We start from the raw sequence: 21,687 nt of genomic DNA, 5'->3' as shown, positions 1-21,687 counted from the left end.
GTCCCCCTCCCTCGCCTCACTCCTCGCGGGCGGACGTCATATGTTCCGCGTGCTCCTGGAGCGACCGGACGCCGACCGAACCCCGGCCGAGCGCCTCGATGCCCTGGACGGCGGCGGCGAGCGCCTGGACGGTGGTCAGGCACGGGACGCCGCGGGCGACGGCCGCCGTACGGATGTCGTAGCCGTCGAGGCGGCCGCCGGTGCCGTACGGGGTGTTGACGATCAGGTCGACCTGGCCGTCGTGGATGAGCTGGACGATGGTCTTCGTACCGTCCGGCCCCTCCCCCTCGCTCTGCTTGCGGACGACGGTGGCGTTGATGCCGTTGCGCTTCAGCACCTCCGCCGTGCCCGAGGTGGCCATCAGCTCGAAGCCGAGGGCGACCAGCTCCCGGGCCGGGAAGATCATCGAGCGCTTGTCGCGGTTGGCGACGGAGACGAAGGCGCGCCCCTTGGTGGGCAGCGCCCCGTACGCCCCGGCCTGCGACTTGGCGTACGCCGCGCCGAAGACCGAGTCGATGCCCATGACCTCGCCGGTCGAGCGCATCTCCGGGCCGAGGATGGTGTCCACGCCGCGCCCCGAGGCGTCGCGGAACCGCGACCAGGGCATGACGGCCTCCTTGACCGAGATCGGCGCGTCCAGCGGCAGGGTGCCGCCGTCGCCGGTCGCGGGCAGCAGGCCCTCGGCGCGCAGCTCGGCGACGGTCGCGCCCAGCGAGATCCGGGCGGCGGCCTTGGCCAGCGGTACGGCGGTGGCCTTGGAGGTGAAGGGGACCGTACGGGAGGCGCGCGGGTTGGCCTCCAGGACGTAGAGAATGTCCCCGGCCATCGCGAACTGGATGTTGATCAGCCCGCGCACGCCGACGCCGCGCGCGATGGCCTCGGTGGAGGCGCGCAGCCGCTTGATGTCGAAGCCGCCGAGGGTGATCGGGGGCAGCGCGCACGCCGAGTCGCCGGAGTGGATACCGGCCTCCTCGATGTGCTCCATGACGCCGCCGAGGTACAGCTCCTGGCCGTCGTAGAGCGCGTCGACGTCGATCTCGATCGCGTCGTCGAGGAAGCGGTCGATGAGCACCGGGTGCTCGGAGATGAGGCCCGCGTGCCGCTCCAGGTACGCGGCGAGCGAGGCCTCGTCGTAGACGATCTCCATGCCGCGGCCGCCCAGCACGTAGGACGGGCGGACCATGACCGGGTAGCCGATCTCGGCGGCGATGCCCTTGGCCTGCTCGAAGGAGAAGGCGGTGCCGTACTTGGGGGCGGGCAGTCCGGCCTCGGTCAGCACCCGGCCGAAGGCGCCGCGCTCCTCGGCGAGGTTGATGGCCTCGGGCGAGGTGCCGACGATGGGCACGCCGTTGTCCTTGAGGGCCTGGGCGAGGCCGAGCGGGGTCTGTCCGCCGAGCTGGACGATGACGCCCGCGACGGGGCCCGCCTGCTGCTCGGCGTGGACGATCTCCAGGACGTCCTCCAGGGTGAGCGGCTCGAAGTAGAGCCGGTCGGAGGTGTCGTAGTCGGTGGAGACGGTCTCCGGGTTGCAGTTGACCATGACGGTCTCGTAGCCCGCGGCGCTCAGCGCGAAGGAGGCGTGGACGCACGAGTAGTCGAACTCGATGCCCTGGCCGATGCGGTTGGGGCCGGAGCCGAGGATGATCACGGCCGGGGTCTCGCGCGGGGCGACCTCGGACTCCTCGTCGTAGGAGGAGTAGAAGTACGGGGTCTTGGCGGCGAACTCGGCGGCGCAGGTGTCGACCGTCTTGTAGACGGGCCGGACGCCGAGCGCGTGCCGCACCTCGCGGACCACGTCCTCGCGCAGCGAGCGGATCCCGGCGATCTGGGCGTCGGAGAAGCCGTGCCGCTTGGCCTCGGCGAGCAGCTCCGGGCCCAGCTTGTCGGCGGCCGCCAGCTCGTCCGCGACCTCCTTGATCAGGAAGAGCTGGTCCACGAACCAGGGGTCGATCTTCGTGGCGTCGAAGACCTCCTGCGGGGTGGCCCCGGCGCGGATGGCCCGCATGACGGTGTTGATCCGGCCATCGGTCGGGACATCGGCCCGCTCCAGCAGCTCGGCCTTGTCACCGAGGCCACCGGGGTCACCGGTGAAGTCGAACTGGCTGCCCTTCTTCTCCATCGACCGCAGCGCCTTCTGCAGCGCCTCGGTGAAGTTACGGCCGATGGCCATGGCCTCGCCGACCGACTTCATGGTGGTGGTGAGGCGGGCGTCGGCGGCCGGGAACTTCTCGAAGGCGAACCGCGGCACCTTGACCACGACGTAGTCGAGCGTGGGCTCGAAGGACGCCGGGGTCTTCTCGGTGATGTCGTTGGGGATCTCGTCCAGCGTGTAGCCGACGGCCAGCCGGGCGGCGATCTTCGCGATCGGGAAGCCGGTGGCCTTGGAGGCGAGCGCGGAGGAGCGGGAGACGCGCGGGTTCATCTCGATGACGATGACCCGGCCGTCCTCGGGGTTGACCGCGAACTGGATGTTGCAGCCGCCGGTGTCCACGCCGACCTCGCGGATGACGGCGATGCCGATGTCGCGCAGCACCTGGTACTCGCGGTCGGTCAGCGTCATCGCCGGGGCGACGGTGATCGAGTCACCGGTGTGCACGCCCATGGGGTCGAAGTTCTCGATGGAGCAGACGACCACGACGTTGTCGTGCTTGTCGCGCATCAGCTCCAGCTCGTACTCCTTCCACCCGAGGATCGACTCCTCCAGCAGCACCTCGGTGGTGGGCGAGAGGTTCAGGCCCTGCCCGGCGATGCGGCGCAGCTCGTCCTCGTCGTGGGCGAAGCCGGAGCCGGCGCCGCCCATGGTGAAGGAGGGGCGGACGACGACGGGGTAGCCGCCCAGCTCCTCGACGCCCGCGAGGACGTCGTCCATGGAGTGGCAGATGTACGAGCGGGCGGACTCGCCGTGGCCGATCTTGGCGTTGACCGCCTCGACGACGTCCTTGAAGAGGTCGCGGTCCTCGCCCTTGTTGATCGCCTCGACGTTGGCGCCGATCAGCTCGACGCCGTACTGGTCGAGGGTGCCCGCCTCGTGGAGGGAGATGGCGGTGTTGAGCGCGGTCTGGCCGCCGAGGGTGGGCAGCAGCGCGTCGGGGCGTTCCTTGGCGATGATCTTCTCGACGTACTCCGGGGTGATCGGCTCGACGTACGTGGCGTCGGCGATCTCCGGGTCGGTCATGATCGTGGCCGGGTTGGAGTTGACCAGGATGACCCGCAGGCCCTCGGCCTTGAGCACCCGGCAGGCCTGGGTGCCGGAGTAGTCGAACTCGGCGGCCTGGCCGATGACGATCGGGCCGGAGCCGATGACCAGGACGGACTGGATGTCGGTGCGCTTAGGCACGCTGGCCCTCCATCAGGGTGACGAAGCGGTCGAACAGGTACCCGGCGTCATGCGGGCCCGCGGCGGCTTCGGGGTGGTACTGGACGCTGAATGCGGGGCGGTCGAGGAGGCGCAGCCCCTCGACCACGTTGTCGTTGAGGCAGACGTGGGAGACCTCGGCCCGCCCGTAGGGGGTGTCGCTGGGCGCGTCGAGCGGGGCGTCGACGGCGAAGCCGTGGTTGTGCGCGGTGACCTCCACCTTGCCGGTGGTGCGGTCCTGCACGGGCTGGTTGATGCCGCGGTGGCCGTACTTCAGCTTGAAGGTGCCGAAGCCGAGGGCGCGGCCCAGGATCTGGTTGCCGAAGCAGATGCCGAACAGCGGGGTGGACCGCTCCAGCACGGCGCGCATCAGGGAGACCGGGTGCTCGGCGGTGGCCGGGTCGCCCGGGCCGTTGGAGAAGAACACGCCGTCCGGGTTCACCGCGTAGAGGTCGTCGACCGTGGCGGTGGCGGGCAGGACGTGCACCTCGATGCCGCGCTCGGCCATCCGGTGCGGGGTCATGCCCTTGATGCCGAGGTCGACGGCGGCGACGGTGAACCGCTTGGTGCCGATCGCGGGGACGACGTACGTCTCCTTGGTCGCCACCTCGCCGCTCAGGTCGGCGCCCTTCATCTGCGGGGCCGCCTGCACCCGGGCGAGCAGGGTGGCCTCGTCGGCGAGGGCCTCGCCGGAGAAGATGCCGACGCGCATGGCGCCGCGCTCGCGCAGATGGCGGGTGAGGGCGCGGGTGTCGACGCCGCTGATGCCGACGACGCCCTGGGCGGTCAGCTCGTCGTCCAGCGAGCGGCGGGAGCGCCAGTTGGACGGCGTACGGGCGGGGTCGCGCACCACGTAGCCGGAGACCCAGATGCGGCCCGACTCGGGGTCCTCGTCGTTGACGCCGGTGTTGCCGATGTGCGGCGCGGTCATGACGACGACCTGGCGGTGGTAGGACGGGTCGGTCAGGGTCTCCTGGTAGCCGGTCATCCCGGTGGAGAACACGGCCTCGCCGAAGGTCTCCCCCACGGCCCCGTAGGCGCGGCCACGGAAGCTGCGGCCGTCCTCCAGGACGAGTACGGCGGGGGTCTGGGCCCCCCTGGTGGAGGTCGTCATCGTGCGCCTTCCTGGTTGAGCTCTGCGTTCTTGACGTCGTTCTTGACGTCGTCCGTGACGTCTTCGGTGACGCCGAGGGCTTCGACCCAGGCCGCGTGCTCGGCGGCGTGGTCGGAGCGGAATCCGGAGTCGATCTGCCGGTCGCCGAGCTGCCAGGTGACGATCAGCAGCCCGCCCTCGGCGAGGACCTTGCCCGCGATGCCCTTGTCGAGCCGGGCGCCGCGGAGGCTTCCGGCCGGGATGAAGAAGTCCTGGGCACCGGGCCGTACGACGCTCATGCCCTGGTCGGTGAGGGTCAGCTCGACGCGGCTGCGGGTACCGAGGCCATGGGCCACGATGCGGTCGAGCCACTGTCCGGCGGTGGTGGAGCCGTGGTAGCGGCCGGTGAGGGTGAGCTGCGCGGGGCCCGGTGCGGCCGGGGCCTCGGGCAGCTCGGGCAGATCGCCCTGGAGCGTGCCGCGCCACTTCCAGCCCTCGCGCATCAGCCAGTAGACCAGCGCGATGAAGAGCAGCAGGCCGACGACCCAGCCGATGCGGGCGGCCCAGTCGGTGACGTCCTGGGACCGCTGCTCGGCCGCCAAGGAGATCAAAGGGTTCGGAGATATCACGCCAGTTTCCCGTCCACGACCGTCGCCCGGCCCCGCAGGAAGGTGTGCGTCACCCGGCCCGGCAGTTCCCGGCCCTCGTAGGGGGTGTTGCGGCTGCGGGAGGCGAAGCCCGCGGGGTTTACCTGACCACGGTATGCGGAGTCCAGCAGGGTGAGGTTGGCGGGCTCCCCCGCGGCGATGGGACGGCCCTGGCCGGTGAGGCGGCCGATGGCGGAGGGACGGACGGCCATCCGGTCGGCGACGCCCGCCCAGTCCAGCAGCCCGGTGTCGACCATGGTGTGCTGGACGACGGACAGCGCGGTCTCCAGGCCGACCATGCCCATGGCCGCCGCGCCCCACTCGCAGTCCTTGTCCTCGTGGGGGTGCGGGGCGTGGTCGGTGGCGACGCAGTCGATGGTGCCGTCGGCCAGCGCCTCGCGCAGCGCCATCACGTCGGCCTCGGTGCGCAGCGGCGGGTTCACCTTGTAGACCGGGTTGTACGAGCGGACCAGCTCGTCGGTGAGCAGCAGGTGGTGCGGGGTGACCTCGGCGGTGACGTTCCAGCCCTTGGACTTGGCCCAGCGGACGATCTCGACGGATCCCGCGGTGGACAGGTGGCAGATGTGCACCCGGGAGTCGACGTGCGCGGCGAGCAGTACGTCGCGGGCGATGATCGACTCCTCGGCGACGGCGGGCCAGCCGCCCAGGCCCAGTTCTGCGGAGACGATGCCCTCGTTCATCTGGGCACCCTCGGTGAGCCGCGGCTCCTGGGCGTGCTGGGCGATCACGCCGTCGAAGGCCTTCACGTACTCCAGGGCGCGGCGCATGATCACGGCGTCGTCGACGCACTTGCCGTCGTCGGAGAAGACCCGGACCCCGGCGGCGGACTCGTGCATGGCGCCCAGCTCGGCGAGCTTCTTGCCTTCCAGGCCGACGGTGACGGCGCCGATGGGCTGCACATCGCAGTAGCCGGACTCCTTGCCCAGCCGCCACACCTGCTCCACGACGCCCGCGGTGTCGGCCACGGGGAAGGTGTTGGCCATGGCGTGGACGGCGGTGAAGCCGCCGACCGCGGCGGCCTTGGTGCCGGTGAGGACGGTCTCGGAGTCCTCCCGACCGGGCTCGCGCAGATGGGTGTGGAGGTCGACCAGGCCCGGCAGCAGGATCTGCCCGGCGGCGTCGATGACGGTGGCGCCGTCCGCGTCGAGGCCGGTGCCGACGGCGGCGATCCGCTCGCCCTCGATCAGCACGTCCCGCTGCTCGCCGCCGAGCACCTTCGCGCCGCGCAGCAGCGTCTTGTTCGTGTCGCTCATGGTTACTGGTTCTCCTCGGTGCGGGCGGCGGTGACGGCGGGCTCGTTGCCGCCGAGCAGCAGGTACAGGACGGCCATGCGGATCGAGACGCCGTTGGCGACCTGCTCGACGGCGGTGCAGCGGTCGGAGTCGGCGACCTCCGCGGTGATCTCCATGCCGCGGTTCATCGGGCCGGGGTGCATGACGATGGCGTGCTCGGGCATCCGGGCCATCCGGTCGGCGTCCAGGCCGTAGCGGCGCGCGTACTCGCGCTCGGTGGGGAAGAAGGCGGCGTTCATGCGCTCGCGCTGGACCCGCAGCATCATCACGGCGTCGGACTTGCCCACCACCGCGTCCAGGTCGTACGAGACGTCACAGGGCCAGCTCTCGACGCCGAAGGGGACGAGGGTGGGCGGGGCGACCAGGGTGACGTCGGCGCCGAGGGTGGACAGCAGGTGGACGTTGGAGCGGGCGACCCGGCTGTGCAGCACGTCGCCGACGATGGTGATCCGGCGGCCGGCCAGGTCCTGGCCCACCCCGGCGCCCCCGGAGGCCAGCCTGCGGCGCATCGTGAAGGCGTCGAGCAGCGCCTGGGTGGGGTGCTCATGGGTGCCGTCACCGGCGTTGACGACCGAGCCGTTGATCCAGTCGGAGGTGGCCAGCCGGTGCGGGGCGCCGGAGGAGGGGTGCCGGATGACGACGGCGTCGGCGCCCATCGCCTCCAGGGTGAGCGCGGTGTCCTTCAGGGACTCGCCCTTGGAGACCGAGGAGCCCTTGGCGGAGAAGTTGATGACGTCGGCGGACAGCCGCTTGGCGGCCGCCTCGAACGAGATGCGGGTGCGGGTCGAGTCCTCGAAGAAGAGGTTCACGACGGTGCGGCCGCGCAGGGTCGGCAGCTTCTTGATCGGCCGGTCGGCGAGCCGGGCCAGCTCCTCGGCGGTGTCGAGGATCAGGACGGCGTCGTCGCGCGAGAGGTCGGCGGCCGAGATGAGGTGACGCTTCATCCGGTTGCTCCGTGGTTGAGGAGGGATGCGGGCGTGCGGGCGGGCATGCGCCGGGTCCGGTGCCGGGCCGTGGGGCTCCGTACCGGTGGCACCGAGGCCGGGTACCCGGGATCGCCGGGAGCCGTCGCCGTCGGTACCGGGGCGCTACTTCCCGTCCGCGGGGGTGGTCTCGCGCAGGCCGAGGAGCACGCTGTCGCGGCCGTCCTCCTCGGTGAGCTGGACCTTGACCGTCTCCCGCAGCGACGTGGGGAGGTTCTTGCCGACGTAGTCGGCCCGGATCGGCAGTTCCCGGTGACCCCGGTCGACGAGGACCGCCAGCTGGACGGCGCGCGGCCGCCCGATGTCACCGAGGGCGTCGAGCGCGGCGCGGATGGTGCGGCCGGAGAAGAGCACATCGTCGACGAGGACGACCAGGCGGCCGTCGACGCCGTCGTCGGGGATCTCGGTGCGGGCCAGCGCGCGGGCGGGCCGCAGCCGCAGGTCGTCGCGGTACATCGTGATGTCGAGCGAGCCGACCGGAAGCTCACCGGGCGACCTGCCGGTGATCTCCTCCAGCCGGGCGGCCAGCCGCCGGGCGAGGAAGACACCGCGGGTCGGGATGCCGAGGAGCACCACGTCGTCGGCGCCCTTGGCGCGCTCGACGATCTCGTGGGCGATGCGGGTCAGAACGCGCGCGATGTCCGGTGCTTCGAGCACGGAACGCGCGGCGTCCGAGGTACGGGCGTCCATGGAACGGACCTCCTTCTCCGCCTCACGGGACGGACCTTAAAGGACGTCGGATTTGCGCCATTCACAGTAGCAGGGGCGCATGGGGCGCTCGTCAACACCCCTGGCGGGAGCCCCTCCGCTCCATTCGGCTTGACGAATGGAGATTACGCTACGTAACCTTCACAGTGAGTTACCAGCCGCGCGGCGGAGCCGCACGTCGATTCAGTGTCCGGGGAGCTTTATGTCCAGCGAATACGCCAAACAGCTCGGGGCCAAGCTCCGCGCCATCCGCACCCAGCAGGGCCTCTCCCTTCACGGCGTCGAGGAGAAGTCCCAGGGCCGGTGGAAGGCCGTGGTGGTGGGATCGTACGAGCGCGGCGACCGCGCCGTGACCGTCCAGCGTCTCGCCGAACTGGCCGACTTCTACGGCGTCCCGGTGCAGGAGCTGCTGCCGGGCACCAGCCCGGCCGGGGCGGCGGAGCCGCCGCCGAAGCTGGTGCTGGACCTGGAGCGGCTGGCCCATGTGCCGGTCGAGAAGGCGGGCCCGCTCCAGCGGTACGCCGCCACGATCCAGAGCCAGCGCGGCGACTACAACGGCAAGGTGCTGTCGATCCGCCAGGACGACCTGCGCACCCTCGCCGTGATCTACGACCAGTCGCCGTCCGTGCTGACCGAACAGCTGATCAGCTGGGGAGTGCTGGGTGCCGACGCGCGTCGCGCGGTCCAGCACGAGGATGTGTAACGGGCGCGCATAGCGCTCTCGCACCCTCTCCACCAGCAGAAACGTGCCGCCGGGGGCGGTGGAAGTGCCGTACGGCCTCCACCGCCCCCGGCGGCTTTGTGCTGACTCCTGCTGACCGGGCGGCCAGGGCCTGGGCTAGGCCTGGGTCTCCGAGTCCTGGGTCTCCGGGTCCCGGGTCTCCGTGTCGCGGCGCAGGCCGGGCTTCAGCTCCTTGAGCCGGCCCAGCAGACCGTTGACGAACGACGGCGAGTCGTCGGTGGAGAACTCCTTGGCGAGCTGAACCGCCTCGTCGATCACCACCGCGTCCGGGGTCGCGTCCTCCCACACCAGCTCATAGGCACCGAGCCGCAGGATGTTCCGGTCGACGACCGGCATCCGGTCCAGCGTCCAGCCCACCGCGTAGGTGGCGAGCAGCTCGTCGATTCGCGCGGTGTGCTCCGCGTATCCCTCGACGAGCTGCATCGTGTATTCGCTGACCGGGGGCTGCCGGTCGTCGGTCCGGGCGTGCCGAATCCAGTCCGCGAGGACGGTCTGCACGGAGCTGCCACGCTGGTCGGCCTCGAAAAGGATCTGAAAGGCACGCTTACGGGCCTTGTTGCGGGCAGCCACGGTTAGTTGTTCACCCGGCCGAGGTACTCACCGGAACGGGTGTCAACCTTGATCTTTTCACCGGTGGTGATGAAGAGCGGGACGCCGATCTCGTAGCCGGTCTCCAGCTTGGCGGGCTTGGAGCCACCGGTCGAGCGGTCACCCTGGACGCCGGGCTCGGTGTACTCGATCACCAGCTCGACGGCGGCGGGCAGCTCGACATACAGAGGGTTGCCCTCGTACATCGCGACGACCGCCTCGAAGCCCTCGAGCAGATACCGGGCGTTGTCGCCGACGACCTCGGGGGTGACGTAGATCTGGTCATAGGTGTCCATGTCCATGAACACAAAGCTCTCGCCGTCCTTGAACGAGAACTGCATGCCGCGCTTGTCGACATTGGCCGTCTCGACCTTCACGCCGGCGTTGAAAGTCTTGTCGACCACCTTGCCGGACAGCACGTTCTTGAGCTTGGTGCGCACGAAGGCAGGGCCCTTGCCGGGCTTGACGTGCTGGAACTCGACGACGGACCAGAGCTGGCCGCCGTCAAGCTTGAGCACAAGGCCGTTCTTGAGGTCGTTCGTGGATGCCACGGTTGCGGGATCTCCTGGACTACAGCTGGTGGAGACCAGAGAGCCGCGATGCGCCGTTATCAGCCAATGCCGTCAGCCGACAGTGCCGTCAGCCGAAGACTGTCAGCCAGAACTACAGCGCGAGCAGCTCTTTGGTCGTGATGGTGAGTAGCTCGGGTCCGCCGTCCGCCTCGGGGCGGACGACGAGCGTATCGTCGATCCGGACACCGCCCCGCCCCGGGAGGTGGACCCCCGGTTCGACGGTGACCGGCACACAAGCGTCCAGTTTACCCATGGCCGACGGCGAGAGCCGAGGGTCCTCGTCGATTTCGAGGCCCACACCGTGTCCGGTACGCGTCTCAAGACCCTCCCCGTACCCCGCGGCGTCCAGCACCTGGCGGGTCACCCGGTCCACGTCCCGGTACGCCATCCCCGGCAGCAGCGCCTCCCTACCGGCCCGCTGAGCGGCGAAGACGAGGTCGTACAGCTCGACCTGCCAGTCCGCGGGCGAGGGGCCGATGACGAACGTACGGCCCACCTGGCAGCGGTACCCCCGGTAGTCGGCGCCCAGGCAGATGGTCAGGAAGTCGCCCTCCTCCACCCGCCGGTCGGTGGGCGGATGCCCGGCCCGGCCCGCGTGCGGCCCCGCGGCGACGACGGTGGGGAACGCCGGGCCGTCCGCCCCGTGATCCACCAGCCTGCGCTCCAGCTCCAGCGCGAGATGCCGCTCGGTGCGGCCCACCAGGATCGATTCCAGCAGCTCGCCGAGGGCCTGGTCGGCCAGCTCCCCGGCGATCCGCAGGCAGGAGATCTCCTCGTCGTCCTTGACGATCCGCAGCTGCTCGACGGTCCGCCCCAGATCGGTCAGGCGCAGCCGCGGGGCGGCGGTGCCGACCGCCCGGTGGCGGGCCACGGTCAGATCGTGCTCCTCGACGGCCAGCGACTCGGCGCCGTCCGCCGCCGCCAGGTCGGCGGCGGCCACGGCCGGGTCGCTGTCAGGCCCGGACAGCAGGAGCAGCCGCAGATCCTCCGGATGCGGCCCCGGCACCGGCCCCCACGAGGACGCCTCGGGCGCCACCAGGACGTCCTGGACGGGCCCGAGGAGCAGCGTGGCGCCCGGGGGCGCGTCGCCGCACAGATAGCGCACGTTGGCGGGCCGGGAGACCAGGGCGGCCTCGCTCCCGGCGGCCGCGTACTGGTCGTGCAGGCGGGCACGTCGGGCCGCGTACACCTGGGACATGCCCCTGAGCGTACGCACTCCGGCCCGCCCCGGCCGTCTGAGCGCCGCCGGACGAGCGGCCGGGCCTCAGCTCCTAGAAAGCGGGCGGGCTGGCGATGGAGCGGGCCACTACCTCGTCCAGCATGCGGGCGGTGGTCTCCACGTCGTACGTCGAGTTGTCGATGATCGGCAGCCCCGAGCCGTACCAGCCCGCCATCCGGCCGTGGATGCGGGCGACCTCCTCGTCGCTGAGGCGGCGGTTGCCGCTGCGGGCCGCGTTCCGCTCCAGGACGATCTCCAGGCCGGGGAGCACCACCACGGGCAGGAGGCCGGGGCCGACGTGCCGCTTCCAGCCGCCGAGGCCGACGACGGGGCGGTCCGGGAAGACGGCGTCGTCCAGGATGCAGGAGATGCCGTTGGCCAGGAAGTTACGGGCGGCGAAGCCGCAGGTGCGGCGGGCGAGGCGGTACTGCGCCTCGGAGTTCTCGTTCCAGCCCGACTGGGGGTTGGCGAAGCCCGACCTGACCCATTCGCGGACGTCGTCGAGGCTGATGTGGGCGGTCGGCACCCGGCGGCGGTCGGCCCAGTAGCGGGCGACGGTGGTCTTGCCCGCTCCGGCCGGTCCGATGAGCAGCACGGCGACGGCCGCGTGGGAGGCGTCGGCCATGGCCGGGTCGGCGGGCGGGTGCGGCAGCGGGACGGGCCCGCCGGGCGGCAGCTGGATGTGGCCGGTGGAGCCGGGGTGCTCGACGGGCGGCTGCGGGGTGGGGTGCGCGGGCTGCGGATGGCCCGTCACCGGGGGCGCGGGCGGGGCGGGCACCGGGGGCACGGGCACCGGCTGCATGGGCACCGCGGGGTGCGCGGGCGGCGCCGGTGGGGTGGGCACCGGAGGTACGGGCGGGGCCGGGGGGTGCGCATGGGGACCGGGGGGTTGGCTCGCGCTCTGGGCCCAGCCTGCGCCCACTGCGTGCTGCATCCGGTGGCACTCCGTCTCGTACAGGCGGCAGTCGTGACGGAACAACTGTCGCGTGGTGACGCGGCGGTGAGGCCGCTCCTACCGAACGGTACCTGCCCAGGCCCGCGCTGTGTGAACGCCCCGGAAACCCGATGAGTGCCCGTCCCGGCGCGTCAGCCAGGCAATTTGTCTTCAAGCGGCCGCAACTTCCGTCCCGTACCGGGGTGTTCGAAAGCCCGCGGCGGTGCCGCGGGCTTCGATGGTGATGACACGGTTGTGACGGAACCCGGTCAGCTCCCGGACGTCTCCCGGGAGATCTCCCCGTACGCCGCGAGCAGCACCGCCGGGTCCGGGCCTTCCAGCACGGTCGGCTTGGCGATGCCGTCCAGCACGATGAAGCGCAGCAGGTCACCGCGGGACTTCTTGTCGACCTTCATGGTCTCCAGCAGCTTGGGCCACTGGTCGCCGCGGTAGGTGAGCGGCAGTCCGACGGACTCCAGGACGGCGCGGTGCCGATCGGCGGTCGCATCGTCCAGGCGGCCCGCGAGACGGCCCAGTTCGGCGGCGAAGACCATGCCGACGGAGACGGCGGCGCCGTGCCGCCAGTTGTAGCGCTCGTTCTTCTCGATGGCGTGCGCGAGCGTGTGCCCGTAGTTGAGGATCTCGCGCAGGCCGGACTCCCTGAGGTCACTGGAGACGACCTCGGCCTTGACCCGGATGGAACGCTCGATCAGCTCGGCGGTGTGCGCGCCGCCGGGGGTGCGGGCCGCGGCCGGGTCCTGCTCGATCAGCTCCAGGATGGCCGGGTCGGCGATGAATCCGGCCTTGATGACCTCGGCGAGGCCGCTGATGTAGTCGTTGGCGGGCAGCGAGTCCAGCGCGGCCAGGTCGCACAGCACCCCGGCCGGGGGGTGGAAGGCGCCGACGAGGTTTTTGCCCTCGGCGGTGTTGATGCCCGTCTTGCCGCCGACCGCCGCGTCGACCATGCCGAGCACGGTCGTCGGGACGGCGATCCAGCGCACCCCGCGCAGCCAGGTCGCGGCGACGAAACCGGCGAGGTCGGTGGTGGCGCCGCCGCCGACGCCGACGATCACATCGCTGCGGGTGAAGCCGGTCTGGCCGAGCGCCTTCCAGCAGTACGCGGCGACCTCGGCGGTCTTGGACTCCTCCGCGTTCGGCAGCTGGATCGCGACGGCCTCGTACCCCTGGTCGGCGAGGTCCTGGCGGATCGCCTCACCGGTGTCGGCCAGCGCCTCGGGGTGCAGGACGGCGACGCGCTTGACAGCATCCCCGATGAGCCCGGGCAGTTCGCCGAGGAGCTGGCGGCCGACCAGGACCTCGTACGGCGCGGTGCCCGCGGTGCCGCCGACCTGGATGCGCGTGGGGGTTTCGGTGCTCATGCCTTTTTCAGCTCCAGTGCGTCCATGACGGCGTCGACGACCTCGTCCGGGGTGCGGCCCTCGGTCGTCACGACGGCCCGGGCGACTTCGGTGTACAGCGGGCGGCGCTGCTCCATCAGCTCGCGCCAGCGCTGGCGCGGGTTGACGGCGAGCAGCGGGCGGGGGGCGTCCAGACCGGTGCGCTTGACGGCCTCGGCGACGCCCATCTCCAGGAAGACCACCGGGAGGCCGGTGAGCAGGGCGCGGGTGCCCGGGTCCAGGATCGCGCCGCCGCCGAGCGCCAGCACGCCCTGATGACCGGCGACGGCGGTCCGCACGGCCTGCCGCTCCAGCTCGCGGAAGTGGGGCTCGCCCTCGTCGATGAAGATCTCGGAGATCTCCTTGCCCGCGCTCTCCACGATGTCGGTGTCGGTGTCGCGGAACGTGGTGCCCAGCCGCTCCGCGAGCCCCCGTCCGACGGTGGTCTTCCCGACGCCCATGGGCCCGACCAGGACCGCGGCGGGGCCGTCCCCCTCGTGTGGCCCGCTCACCGGATGGCCAGGCTGTCGAGGAAGCCCTGGACGTTACGGCGGGTCTCGGCGACCGAGTCGCCGCCGAACTTCTCGGCGACCGCGTCCGCCACGACCAGGGCGACCATCGCCTCGGCGACGATCCCCGCGGCGGGCACCGCGCACACGTCCGAGCGCTGGTGGTGGGCCTTGGTGGCCTCGCCGGTGGTGACGTCGATGGTGGCCAGCGCGCGCGGCACGGTCGCGATGGGCTTCATCGCGGCCCGTACCCGCAGCAGCTCGCCGGTGGTCAGCCCGCCCTCGGTGCCGCCGGAGCGGGCGGAGGAGCGCTTGATGCCCTCGTCGGTCGCCACGATCTCGTCGTGCGCCTGGGAGCCGGGCACCCGGGCCAGGTCGAAGCCGTCGCCGACCTCGACGCCCTTGATGGCCTGGATGCCCATCAGCGCGGCGGCCAGCCGGGCGTCCAGTCGGCGGTCCCAGTGCACATGCGAGCCGAGACCCACCGGCACGCCGTACGCCAGCACCTCGACGACGCCGCCGAGGGTGTCGCCGTCCTTGTGGGCCTGGTCGATCTCGGCCACCATCGCCTTGCTCGCGTCGGCGTCCAGGCAGCGCACCGGGTCGGCGTCCAGCCGCTCGACGTCGGACGGCTTCGGGTAGACGCCGTACGGGGCCTTGGCGGCGGCCAGCTCGGTCACATGGGAGACGATCTCGATCCCGGCCGTCTCCTTGAGGTAGGAGCGGGCGACGGCGCCGAGGGCGACGCGGGCTGCGGTCTCGCGGGCGCTGGCGCGCTCCAGGATGGGCCGCGCCTCGTCGAAACCGTACTTCTGCATGCCCGCGAGGTCGGCGTGGCCGGGGCGGGGGCGGGTCAGCGGCGCGTTACGGGCCAGCCCGTCCAGGATCTCGGGGTCGACCGGGTCGGCGGCCATGACCTGTTCCCACTTGGGCCACTCGGTGTTGCCGACCATGATCGCGACCGGGGAGCCGAGGGTCAGACCGTGCCGGACGCCGCCAATGAAGGTGACCTCGTCGCGCTCGAACTTCATCCGCGCCCCGCGGCCGTAACCGAGTCGGCGCCGCGCGAGGGCGTCCGCCACCATGTCGGTGGTGATCGGCACCCCGGCGGGCAGCCCCTCCAGCGTCGCCACAAGCGCGGGGCCGTGCGACTCCCCCGCGGTCAGCCAGCGCAACCTGCTCAACGGTGCTCCCTCATGCGTTGCCCCTCGACGTCTCGTGGCGGGACCTGGTGGGGCCTGGCCCGCCTCCTCCGATCCTCCCACGTCCGCCCAGGCGGCCGGGGCAGTGGTCCATCAGACGGACCTGAGCCTGAGACGCCGTACAGGGTCGAGGCCGGGTCGGGGCGGGATCGGGAACGCCGCGCGGGCGTCAGCCACGGGCGGCGAGGGCCGCCTCGCCCGCCTCGCGCATCGCGGCGAGCGGCGCCGGGGCGCGCCCGGTGATCTGCTCGACCTGCCCCACGGCCTGGTGGACCAGCAGGTCGAGCCCGCCGACTACCGCGCCGCCGCGCGCCGACCAGGCGGCGGCCAGGGCGGTCGGCCAGGGGTCGTAGAGGACGTCGAAGAGCGTGCCGGGCCGCTCGGGGACTGACGCCGCGAGCGCGTCGGTCGTCCCGGCGGGGGTGGTGGCGATCACCAGCGGCGCGTCGAACGCCTCGGCCGCGTCGGCCCAGTCCGCCGTATGCACCGTCACGCCCAGCCGCTCGCCCCACTGCCGCACCTCGGCGGCCCGGGCGTCGCTGCGGACGTACGCGGTGACCTCGCCGTCGCAGATGCGGGAGAGCGCGGCCAGGGCGGAGGAGGCGGTGGCCCCGGCGCCCAGGACGGCCGCCCGCTCCACCCGCTGGACGCCGCGCTCCGCGAGTGCCGCCACCATGCCGGGGATGTCCGTGTTGTCGCCGAGCCGCCGGCCGTCGTCGGTCAGGACGACCGTGTTGACCGCCTCCACGGAGGCCGCCGTGTCGCTGACCCGGTCCAGCAGCGGGATGACCGCGCGCTTGAGCGGCATGGTCACCGAGAACCCCGCCCAGTCCGGCTCGCCCGCCGTGCCGAGCCGCTCGAAGAAGCCCGGCAGCGCGGCCTCGTCGAGTTCGACGGTGCCGTAGTGCCAGCCGTCGAGCCCCAGCTTCCGGTACGCGGCGTTGTGCAGCGCCGGGGACAGGGAGTGGGCGACCGGCGAGCCGAGCACGGCTGCCTTGCGGTTGTGCGACATCTTTCCTCAGCCGGTGTTCTCGCGCTGCTGCTTGTTGAACTTGTCGACCCACTTCTGATGTTCCGCGTAGGTCTTGGAGAACTGACTCTTGTTGCCGATCGCCACGAAGTAGTACCAGCCGTCGCCGGTCGGGTTCATCGACGCCTTGAGCGCGTCCGCGCCGGGGTTCCCGATCGGGCCCGGCGGCAGACCCTTGTAGAAGTAGGTGTTGTACGGGTTGTCGTAGCCCTTGATCTCGCTGATCGAGATATCGAGCTTGCTCTGGTTCTTGACGTAGTTGTACGTCGAGTCGAATTCCAGCTTGCCATTGGTCTCGGTGTTGCCGACCTTGAGCCGGTTGTAGACCACTTCGGCCATCTTGCGGAAGTCGCTGTGGGTGATGCCCTCTGCCTGGACCAGGCTCGCCACCGTGATGAGTTGCAGCGGGCTCTTGAGACCCAGCTCCTTGGCCTGGCCCTCCAGGTCCTGCTTCGCGTAGTTCCGCTTGGCCTCGGCGACCATCTTGCGCAGCACGTCCGCGGGCTTCGCGTTCTTGCCCACGCTGTAGCGGGACGGGTAGAGGAATCCTTCCAGCGGATCCTTGATCTTCGCATTGTCATTCGCCCAGGAAGGCAGCCCGAGGTTCTTGGCCTCCTTCTTGGCAACGCCCGCCGTGGTGCCCGCCTTGACGCCGGTCTTCTTGTCGATCGCCGCGTAGACCGCCACATCGCGCATGCCCTCGGTGACGATCAGCGCGTTGTTGCCCGCGGGGCTGAGCATCAGCTTCACCGCGGCCTCGCCGGACATTTCCTTGCGGAGGCTGTAGCTGCCCGGCTGGACGAACTTGCCGCTGCTCTCCACGGCTTCCACGAATGCGCCGCTGCTCTTCACCACGCCCTTTTCGGCGAGGATGCCGCCGATTTCGGCGTTGCCCGAGCCGTCGGGGACCTCCACCTCGACCTGACCGGAGCCCTGGCCCTCGTAGTCCGGCGCCGGGCCGAAGCGGGTCTGCCAGAAGTCGTAGGCGAAGTAGCCGCCTCCGCCGACGACGCCCACCAGGACGACGGTGACGAAGAGACAGGCGACCCCGTTGCGGCGCTTGGGCTCGGACTTCCCCTTCTTCGCCTTCTCGGCCCGCTCGGCCTTCTGGGCTCTCTTGGACTTCTTGGAGCGCCCCTCGGAGGCGTCGTCCTCGCCGTCGTCCGCCGTGCCGCCGCTGTCGTTCCGGAAGAACGGGTGGTCGTCCGCCGGGGCGTCCTTCCGGGATGCCCGCTGCTCCGGCTCCTGCGGCTCCTGCGGCTCCTGCGGCTCCTGTTCCTGCTGCGGCGGCTGTGCCTGCTGCGGTACCTGGGGCATCTGCTGGGTCTGCCCCGGCATCTGCGCGTCCTGCGGCATCGCCTGCGGGGGTTCGTGCGCCGCCTGCTGCGGGAAGCCCTCCTGGCCGCCGCCCTGGGCCGCGTAGCCGTACGGGTCGTTCGGGTCCATCCCGGCGCCGTACGAGACGTCCCAGCCGCCGGTGTCGTACTGCTGCTGCCCCTGCTGGCCGTGCTGGTCCCAGGGGGGTTGCTGTTGCTGCTGCGGGAACGGCTGGGCGTCCTGCGGGTATCCGTGCGGGTACTGCTGGTGCCCGTAGGGGTCCTGCCCGTAGACGTCCTGGCTGTGGAGAGCCGGGTCGTAGCCGCCTTGCGCGTAGCCGTCCGGTGCGTAGGGGACCTGTCCGTAGGGGTCGTTCGGGTCCTGCGGATACGGTTCCTGACCCGTCACCGCCTGATGCCCGCCCCATCCCTGGTCCCCGTACAACGGGTCCTCGGGATGCCACGGTTGGGAGCCGGGTCCCCGGCCGTACTCAGTCATCGAACCCCTAGCGATGGCGGTGGCAGCCACCGTGTGCGCTCGCGGCACAAGCGACGGCTGCCATGTCGCGCGGAACGTTACAGTATCGCGATCAGATGACCACTTCGACGGCCTCGCCCGGGGCCCGCCCCGAGGCCCGCTCGGTCTCCAGCGCGCTCTGCAGGATGACCACCGCAGCTGCCTGGTCAACCACCGAACGGCCCTTCTTGGACGACACCCCGGAAGCCCGGAGGCCATGCGTCGCTGTGACGGTCGTCATACGTTCGTCCACGAGCCGTACGGAGACCGGCTGGACCCGCCGCGCCAGCTCCCGGGCGAAGGTGCGCACCTTGGTCGCGGCCGGCCCCTCACGCCCGTTGAGCGAGCGCGGGAGGCCGATCACCACCTCGATGGGCTCGTACTCCTCGACGAGGGCCGCCAGCCGCTTGTGGGCGGCCGGGATGTCGCGTCCCGGCACGGTCTCCACGGGGGTGGCGAGGATCCCGTCGGGGTCGCACGAGGCGACCCCGATCCGGGCGTCCCCGACGTCGATGGCGATACGCCGGCCGCGCCGCACGGCTACTGGCCCGATTCCGCGACGAGCCGCTCGACGGCCTCGATGGCGTCGCCGACGGCGTCCGGGTTCTGGCCGCCGCCCTGGGCGACGTCCGGCTTGCCGCCGCCTCCGCCGCCGAGCGTCTTGGCGGCGGTACGGACCAGGTCACCGGCCTTGAGACCGCGCTCGCGGGCCGCCTCGTTGGTGGCGATGACGGTCAGCGGACGGCCGTTCGCCACGGTGAACAGGGCGACGACGGCGGGCCGGTCGACGGCGCCCGACTTCTGGTCCAGCCGTCCGCGTACGTCCAGCACCAGCTTGCGCAGGTCGTCGGCGGAGGTGCTGTCCGGCATTCGGCCCGTGGCCAGCGAGACGCCCCGGACGTCCTTGGCGCCGTCGGCGAGCCCGGCGGCGGCCTGCAGCACCTTCTCGGCGCGGAACCGCTCGATCTCCTTCTCGGCGTCCTTGAGCTTGGCGAGCATGCCGGAGATCTTCTCCGGAAGCTCCTCAGGACGCCCCTTGACCAGGTCGGTGAGCTGGGAGACGACCGTGTGCTCACGCGCGAGGAAGTTGTACGCGTCCACGCCCACCAGAGCCTCCACGCGGCGCACGCCGGAGCCGATGGAGGACTCGCCGAGCAGCTTCACCAGACCCAGCTGGGCGGTGTTGTGGACGTGCGTACCGCCGCACAGCTCCTTGGAGAAGTCGCCGATGGTCACCACGCGCACCCGGTCGCCGTACTTCTCGCCGAACTCGGCGATGGCGCCCTGCTTCTTGGCGTCGTCCATGCTCATGACCTCGGCGCGGACATCGAGTTCGCGGGAGAGCACCTCGTTGATCTTCTGCTCGACGTCGGTGAGCACCCCGCCGGGGACGGCGGACGGCGAGCCGAAGTCGAAGCGGAAGCGGCCGGGCGAGTTCTCCGAACCGGCCTGGGCGGCGGTCGGGCCCAGGGCGTCGCGCAGCGCCTGGTGGGTGAGGTGGGTGGCGCTGTGGGCGCGGGCGATGGCCCGGCGGCGGGCGACGTCGATCTCGGCGTACGCGGCGGAGCCGACCGTCACCTCGCCGACCTGGACGACGCCCTTGTGCACGCTGACGCCGGGCACCGGCTGCTGGACGTCCCGCACCTCGACGACGGCGCCGGAGGACAGCTTGATCCTGCCCATGTCGGCGAGCTGGCCGCCGCCCTCGGCGTAGAAGGGGGTGCGGTCGAGGACGACCTCGACCTCGTCGCCCTCGGAGGCGGCGGGCGAGGACACCCCGTCGACCAGCAGGCCGACGACGGTGGACTCGCCGGAGGTGTCGCTGTAGCCGGTGAACTCGGTCGAGCCGGAGGTGTCGGCGACCTCGCGGTAGGCGGACAGGTCGGCGTGGCCGGTCTTCTTGGACTTGGCGTCGGCCTTGGCGCGCTCCCGCTGCTCCCGCATCAGGCGGCGGAAGCCGTCCTCGTCCACCGAGAGGCCCTGTTCGGCGGCCATCTCCAGGGTGAGGTCGATCGGGAAGCCCCAGGTGTCGTGGAGCAGGAACGCCTTGTCGCCGGCCAGCACCGAGCCGCCCGCGGCCTTGGTGTCGGTGACAGCGGTGTCGAGGATGTTCGTACCGGCCTTGAGGGTCTTCAGGAAGGCCGACTCCTCGGCGAGCGCGACGGTCTCGACGCGCTTGCGGTCGGTCAGCAGCTCCGGGTACTGCTGGCCCATCGTCTTGAGGACCGTGTCCACCAGCTCGCCGACGACCGGCTCGGTGGCGCCGAGGATGCGCATGTTGCGGATGGCGCGGCGCATGATGCGGCGCAGCACATAGCCGCGGCCCTCGTTGCCGGGGGTGACGCCGTCGCCGATGAGCATGACGGAGGTGCGCATGTGGTCGGCGACCACGCGCAGCGATACGTCGGACTCGTGGGCGGCGCCGTAGGCGACCCCGGTCAGCTCGGTGGCCTTGTCCATCACGACGCGCAGGGTGTCGGTCTCGTACATGTTCCGCACGCCCTGCAGGATCATCGCGAGGCGTTCGAGGCCGAGGCCGGTGTCGATGTTCTTGCTGGGCAGCTCACCGAGGATGGGGAAGTTCTCCTTGCCCTCCCCCGCGCCGCGCTCGTACTGCATGAAGACCAGGTTCCAGATCTCCACGTAGCGCTCGTCGTTGACGGCCGGGCCGCCCTCCTCGCCGAACTCCGGACCACGGTCGTAGTTGATCTCGGAGCAGGGGCCGCAGGGGCCGGGGACGCCCATGGACCAGTAGTTGGGGCCCATGCCCAGGCGCTGGATGCGCTCGGCGGGGACGCCGACGACGTCGCGCCAGATGCGCTCGGCCTCGTCGTCCTGCTCGTAGACGGTGATCCACAGGCGCTCGGGGTCGAGACCGTAGCCGCCGTCCGCCACGGAGCTGGTCAGCAGCTCCCAGGCGTAGGTGATGGCGCCTTCCTTGAAGTAGTCGCCGAACGAGAAGTTGCCGCACATCTGGAAGAACGTGCCGTGCCGGGTGGTCTTGCCGACCTCTTCGATGTCCGGCGTCCGCACGCACTTCTGCACGCTGACGGCGCGGTCGAAGGGCGGCTTGACCTCGCCGAGGAAGTACGGCTTGAAGGGCACCATGCCCGCGGGGACCAGCAGCAGGGTCGGGTCGTCCGCGATGAGCGACGCCGACGGCACGACGGTGTGCCCGCGCTCCTCGAAGAAGCGCAGCCAGCGGCGGCGGATTTCAGCCGACTCCATCAGTGGTCCTCATTTCGGGCGTTCGGGTAGGGGTACGGAGACGTGTGGGTGAGCTGGGCCCGGCCGCGCTGGGCGGGGAGCTGCGTGAGGTCGTTGGGCGGCGCCGAGGTCAGTCCCAGGGCGTCCTTGAGGGCCGCCTCGCGGTCGGCCATGCCGTCGCGCACGTCGAGCGCGAAGACCTTGATCCGCCGTCCGGCGAGCACCGCCCGGTCGGCGGCCTGCGCCGCCAGGCTCTCGGGGGTGAGCTGGTTGAGCTTGCGCTGGACCTTGGTGGTGGCCCACACACCGGCTGCGACGCCGGTGGTGAACCAGAAAGTGCGGCGGAACATCCGGT

At 71.3% G+C, this 21,687-nt stretch carries 19 protein-coding genes; 1 reads left to right on the top strand and 18 read right to left on the bottom strand.

Annotated elements, in window-relative coordinates; genetic code table 11:
• Positions 1–16: 16 nt before the first annotated feature.
• The 6 genes from carB to pyrR all read right to left on the bottom strand — a co-directional run bounded on the left by carB (position 17) and on the right by pyrR (position 8,081).
• Positions 17–3,337, bottom strand: coding sequence for a carbamoyl-phosphate synthase large subunit (gene carB, locus ACFV9T_RS26625; protein WP_385444582.1), 3,321 nt, complete (start codon positions 3,335–3,337; stop codon positions 17–19).
• Positions 3,330–4,469 (bottom strand): glutamine-hydrolyzing carbamoyl-phosphate synthase small subunit, encoded by a 1,140-nt coding sequence (gene carA / locus ACFV9T_RS26620; RefSeq protein ID WP_385444580.1) that lies wholly within the window; start codon positions 4,467–4,469, stop codon positions 3,330–3,332. Before carA ends, carB begins: the two co-directional genes overlap by 8 nt.
• Positions 4,466–5,077 carry a hypothetical protein gene (locus tag ACFV9T_RS26615; RefSeq protein WP_385444578.1) on the bottom strand — a complete coding sequence of 204 codons (612 nt, stop codon included), beginning with the start codon at positions 5,075–5,077 and terminating at the stop codon, positions 4,466–4,468. The genes carA and ACFV9T_RS26615 overlap by 4 nt, the downstream gene beginning before the upstream one ends.
• The gene (locus ACFV9T_RS26610; RefSeq protein ID WP_385444577.1) at positions 5,074–6,369 is read right to left on the bottom strand and encodes a dihydroorotase; all 1,296 of its coding nucleotides are present in this window, start codon (positions 6,367–6,369) and stop codon (positions 5,074–5,076) included. The genes ACFV9T_RS26615 and ACFV9T_RS26610 overlap by 4 nt, the downstream gene beginning before the upstream one ends.
• 2 nt (positions 6,370–6,371) lie before the next feature.
• Positions 6,372–7,352: an aspartate carbamoyltransferase catalytic subunit gene (locus ACFV9T_RS26605; protein WP_385444575.1), complete on the bottom strand. Its 981-nt coding sequence runs from the start codon at positions 7,350–7,352 to the stop codon at positions 6,372–6,374.
• Between the two features lie 144 nt (positions 7,353–7,496).
• Positions 7,497–8,081 (bottom strand): bifunctional pyr operon transcriptional regulator/uracil phosphoribosyltransferase PyrR, encoded by a 585-nt coding sequence (pyrR, locus tag ACFV9T_RS26600; protein WP_385444573.1) that lies wholly within the window; start codon positions 8,079–8,081, stop codon positions 7,497–7,499.
• A gap of 220 nt (positions 8,082–8,301) precedes the next feature.
• Here pyrR and bldD point away from each other — a divergent pair, with 220 nt between their 5' ends.
• A complete protein-coding gene (bldD, locus tag ACFV9T_RS26595) occupies positions 8,302–8,802 on the top strand; it encodes a transcriptional regulator BldD (protein WP_014056259.1) in 501 nt (166 codons plus the stop codon).
• Positions 8,803–8,937: 135 nt separating this feature from the next.
• Here bldD and nusB read toward each other — a convergent pair whose 3' ends face one another.
• From nusB to ACFV9T_RS26535, 12 genes are all read right to left on the bottom strand, one after another.
• Complete coding sequence (gene nusB, locus ACFV9T_RS26590; protein WP_385444571.1) at positions 8,938–9,411, bottom strand: transcription antitermination factor NusB; 474 nt, start codon at positions 9,409–9,411, stop codon at positions 8,938–8,940.
• A 2-nt stretch (positions 9,412–9,413) separates the two neighbouring features.
• The gene (gene efp, locus ACFV9T_RS26585) at positions 9,414–9,980 is read right to left on the bottom strand and encodes an elongation factor P (protein WP_385444570.1); all 567 of its coding nucleotides are present in this window, start codon (positions 9,978–9,980) and stop codon (positions 9,414–9,416) included.
• A gap of 112 nt (positions 9,981–10,092) precedes the next feature.
• Positions 10,093–11,199, bottom strand: a complete 1,107-nt coding sequence (locus ACFV9T_RS26580; RefSeq protein ID WP_385444568.1) for a M24 family metallopeptidase — start codon at positions 11,197–11,199, stop codon at positions 10,093–10,095.
• 73 nt (positions 11,200–11,272) lie between these two features.
• Positions 11,273–12,154: an AAA family ATPase gene (locus tag ACFV9T_RS26575; protein ID WP_385444567.1), complete on the bottom strand. Its 882-nt coding sequence runs from the start codon at positions 12,152–12,154 to the stop codon at positions 11,273–11,275.
• A gap of 269 nt (positions 12,155–12,423) precedes the next feature.
• Positions 12,424–13,533 carry a 3-dehydroquinate synthase gene (gene aroB, locus ACFV9T_RS26570; protein WP_385444565.1) on the bottom strand — a complete coding sequence of 370 codons (1,110 nt, stop codon included), beginning with the start codon at positions 13,531–13,533 and terminating at the stop codon, positions 12,424–12,426.
• A complete protein-coding gene (locus tag ACFV9T_RS26565) occupies positions 13,530–14,012 on the bottom strand; it encodes a shikimate kinase (protein WP_385444613.1) in 483 nt (160 codons plus the stop codon). The genes aroB and ACFV9T_RS26565 overlap by 4 nt, the downstream gene beginning before the upstream one ends.
• A 47-nt stretch (positions 14,013–14,059) precedes the next feature.
• Complete coding sequence (gene aroC, locus ACFV9T_RS26560; protein ID WP_385444563.1) at positions 14,060–15,244, bottom strand: chorismate synthase; 1,185 nt, start codon at positions 15,242–15,244, stop codon at positions 14,060–14,062.
• A 187-nt stretch (positions 15,245–15,431) separates the two neighbouring features.
• Positions 15,432–16,274 carry a shikimate dehydrogenase gene (locus ACFV9T_RS26555; RefSeq protein ID WP_385444561.1) on the bottom strand — a complete coding sequence of 281 codons (843 nt, stop codon included), beginning with the start codon at positions 16,272–16,274 and terminating at the stop codon, positions 15,432–15,434.
• 6 nt (positions 16,275–16,280) lie between these two features.
• Positions 16,281–18,107, bottom strand: coding sequence for an endolytic transglycosylase MltG (mltG, locus tag ACFV9T_RS26550; protein WP_385444559.1), 1,827 nt, complete (start codon positions 18,105–18,107; stop codon positions 16,281–16,283).
• 91 nt (positions 18,108–18,198) lie between these two features.
• The gene (gene ruvX, locus ACFV9T_RS26545; protein WP_385444558.1) at positions 18,199–18,663 is read right to left on the bottom strand and encodes a Holliday junction resolvase RuvX; all 465 of its coding nucleotides are present in this window, start codon (positions 18,661–18,663) and stop codon (positions 18,199–18,201) included.
• Positions 18,664–18,665: 2 nt separating this feature from the next.
• Positions 18,666–21,353 carry an alanine--tRNA ligase gene (gene alaS, locus ACFV9T_RS26540; protein WP_385444556.1) on the bottom strand — a complete coding sequence of 896 codons (2,688 nt, stop codon included), beginning with the start codon at positions 21,351–21,353 and terminating at the stop codon, positions 18,666–18,668.
• Positions 21,353–21,682: a DUF6167 family protein gene (locus tag ACFV9T_RS26535; RefSeq protein WP_385444554.1), complete on the bottom strand. Its 330-nt coding sequence runs from the start codon at positions 21,680–21,682 to the stop codon at positions 21,353–21,355. Before ACFV9T_RS26535 ends, alaS begins: the two co-directional genes overlap by 1 nt.
• Between the last annotated feature and the right edge of the window lie 5 nt (positions 21,683–21,687).

This window comes from Streptomyces sp. NPDC059850 (assembly GCF_042731515.1).
Lineage (GTDB): Bacteria > Actinomycetota > Actinomycetes > Streptomycetales > Streptomycetaceae > Streptomyces.
This window is presented reverse-complemented; position numbering and strand designations above follow the sequence as displayed.

Excerpts from the sequence above, each read along its gene's own strand:
- ACFV9T_RS26535 (WP_385444554.1), bottom strand. The coding sequence starts at position 21,682 with ATGTTCCGCCGCACTTTCTGGTTCACCACCGGCGTCGCAGCCGGTGTG.
- aroB (WP_385444565.1), bottom strand. The coding sequence starts at position 13,533 with ATGAGCACCGAAACCCCCACGCGCATCCAGGTCGGCGGCACCGCGGGC.
- ACFV9T_RS26580 (WP_385444568.1), bottom strand. The coding sequence starts at position 11,199 with ATGTCCCAGGTGTACGCGGCCCGACGTGCCCGCCTGCACGACCAGTAC.
- carA (WP_385444580.1), bottom strand. The coding sequence starts at position 4,469 with ATGACGACCTCCACCAGGGGGGCCCAGACCCCCGCCGTACTCGTCCTG.
- pyrR (WP_385444573.1), bottom strand. The coding sequence starts at position 8,081 with ATGGACGCCCGTACCTCGGACGCCGCGCGTTCCGTGCTCGAAGCACCG.
- alaS (WP_385444556.1), bottom strand. The coding sequence starts at position 21,353 with ATGGAGTCGGCTGAAATCCGCCGCCGCTGGCTGCGCTTCTTCGAGGAG.
- bldD (WP_014056259.1), top strand. The coding sequence starts at position 8,302 with ATGTCCAGCGAATACGCCAAACAGCTCGGGGCCAAGCTCCGCGCCATC.
- mltG (WP_385444559.1), bottom strand. The coding sequence starts at position 18,107 with ATGACTGAGTACGGCCGGGGACCCGGCTCCCAACCGTGGCATCCCGAG.
- ACFV9T_RS26565 (WP_385444613.1), bottom strand. The coding sequence starts at position 14,012 with ATGGGCGTCGGGAAGACCACCGTCGGACGGGGGCTCGCGGAGCGGCTG.
- ACFV9T_RS26575 (WP_385444567.1), bottom strand. The coding sequence starts at position 12,154 with ATGCAGCACGCAGTGGGCGCAGGCTGGGCCCAGAGCGCGAGCCAACCC.
- ACFV9T_RS26555 (WP_385444561.1), bottom strand. The coding sequence starts at position 16,274 with ATGTCGCACAACCGCAAGGCAGCCGTGCTCGGCTCGCCGGTCGCCCAC.
- ACFV9T_RS26605 (WP_385444575.1), bottom strand. The coding sequence starts at position 7,352 with ATGAAGCGTCACCTCATCTCGGCCGCCGACCTCTCGCGCGACGACGCC.
- ACFV9T_RS26610 (WP_385444577.1), bottom strand. The coding sequence starts at position 6,369 with ATGAGCGACACGAACAAGACGCTGCTGCGCGGCGCGAAGGTGCTCGGC.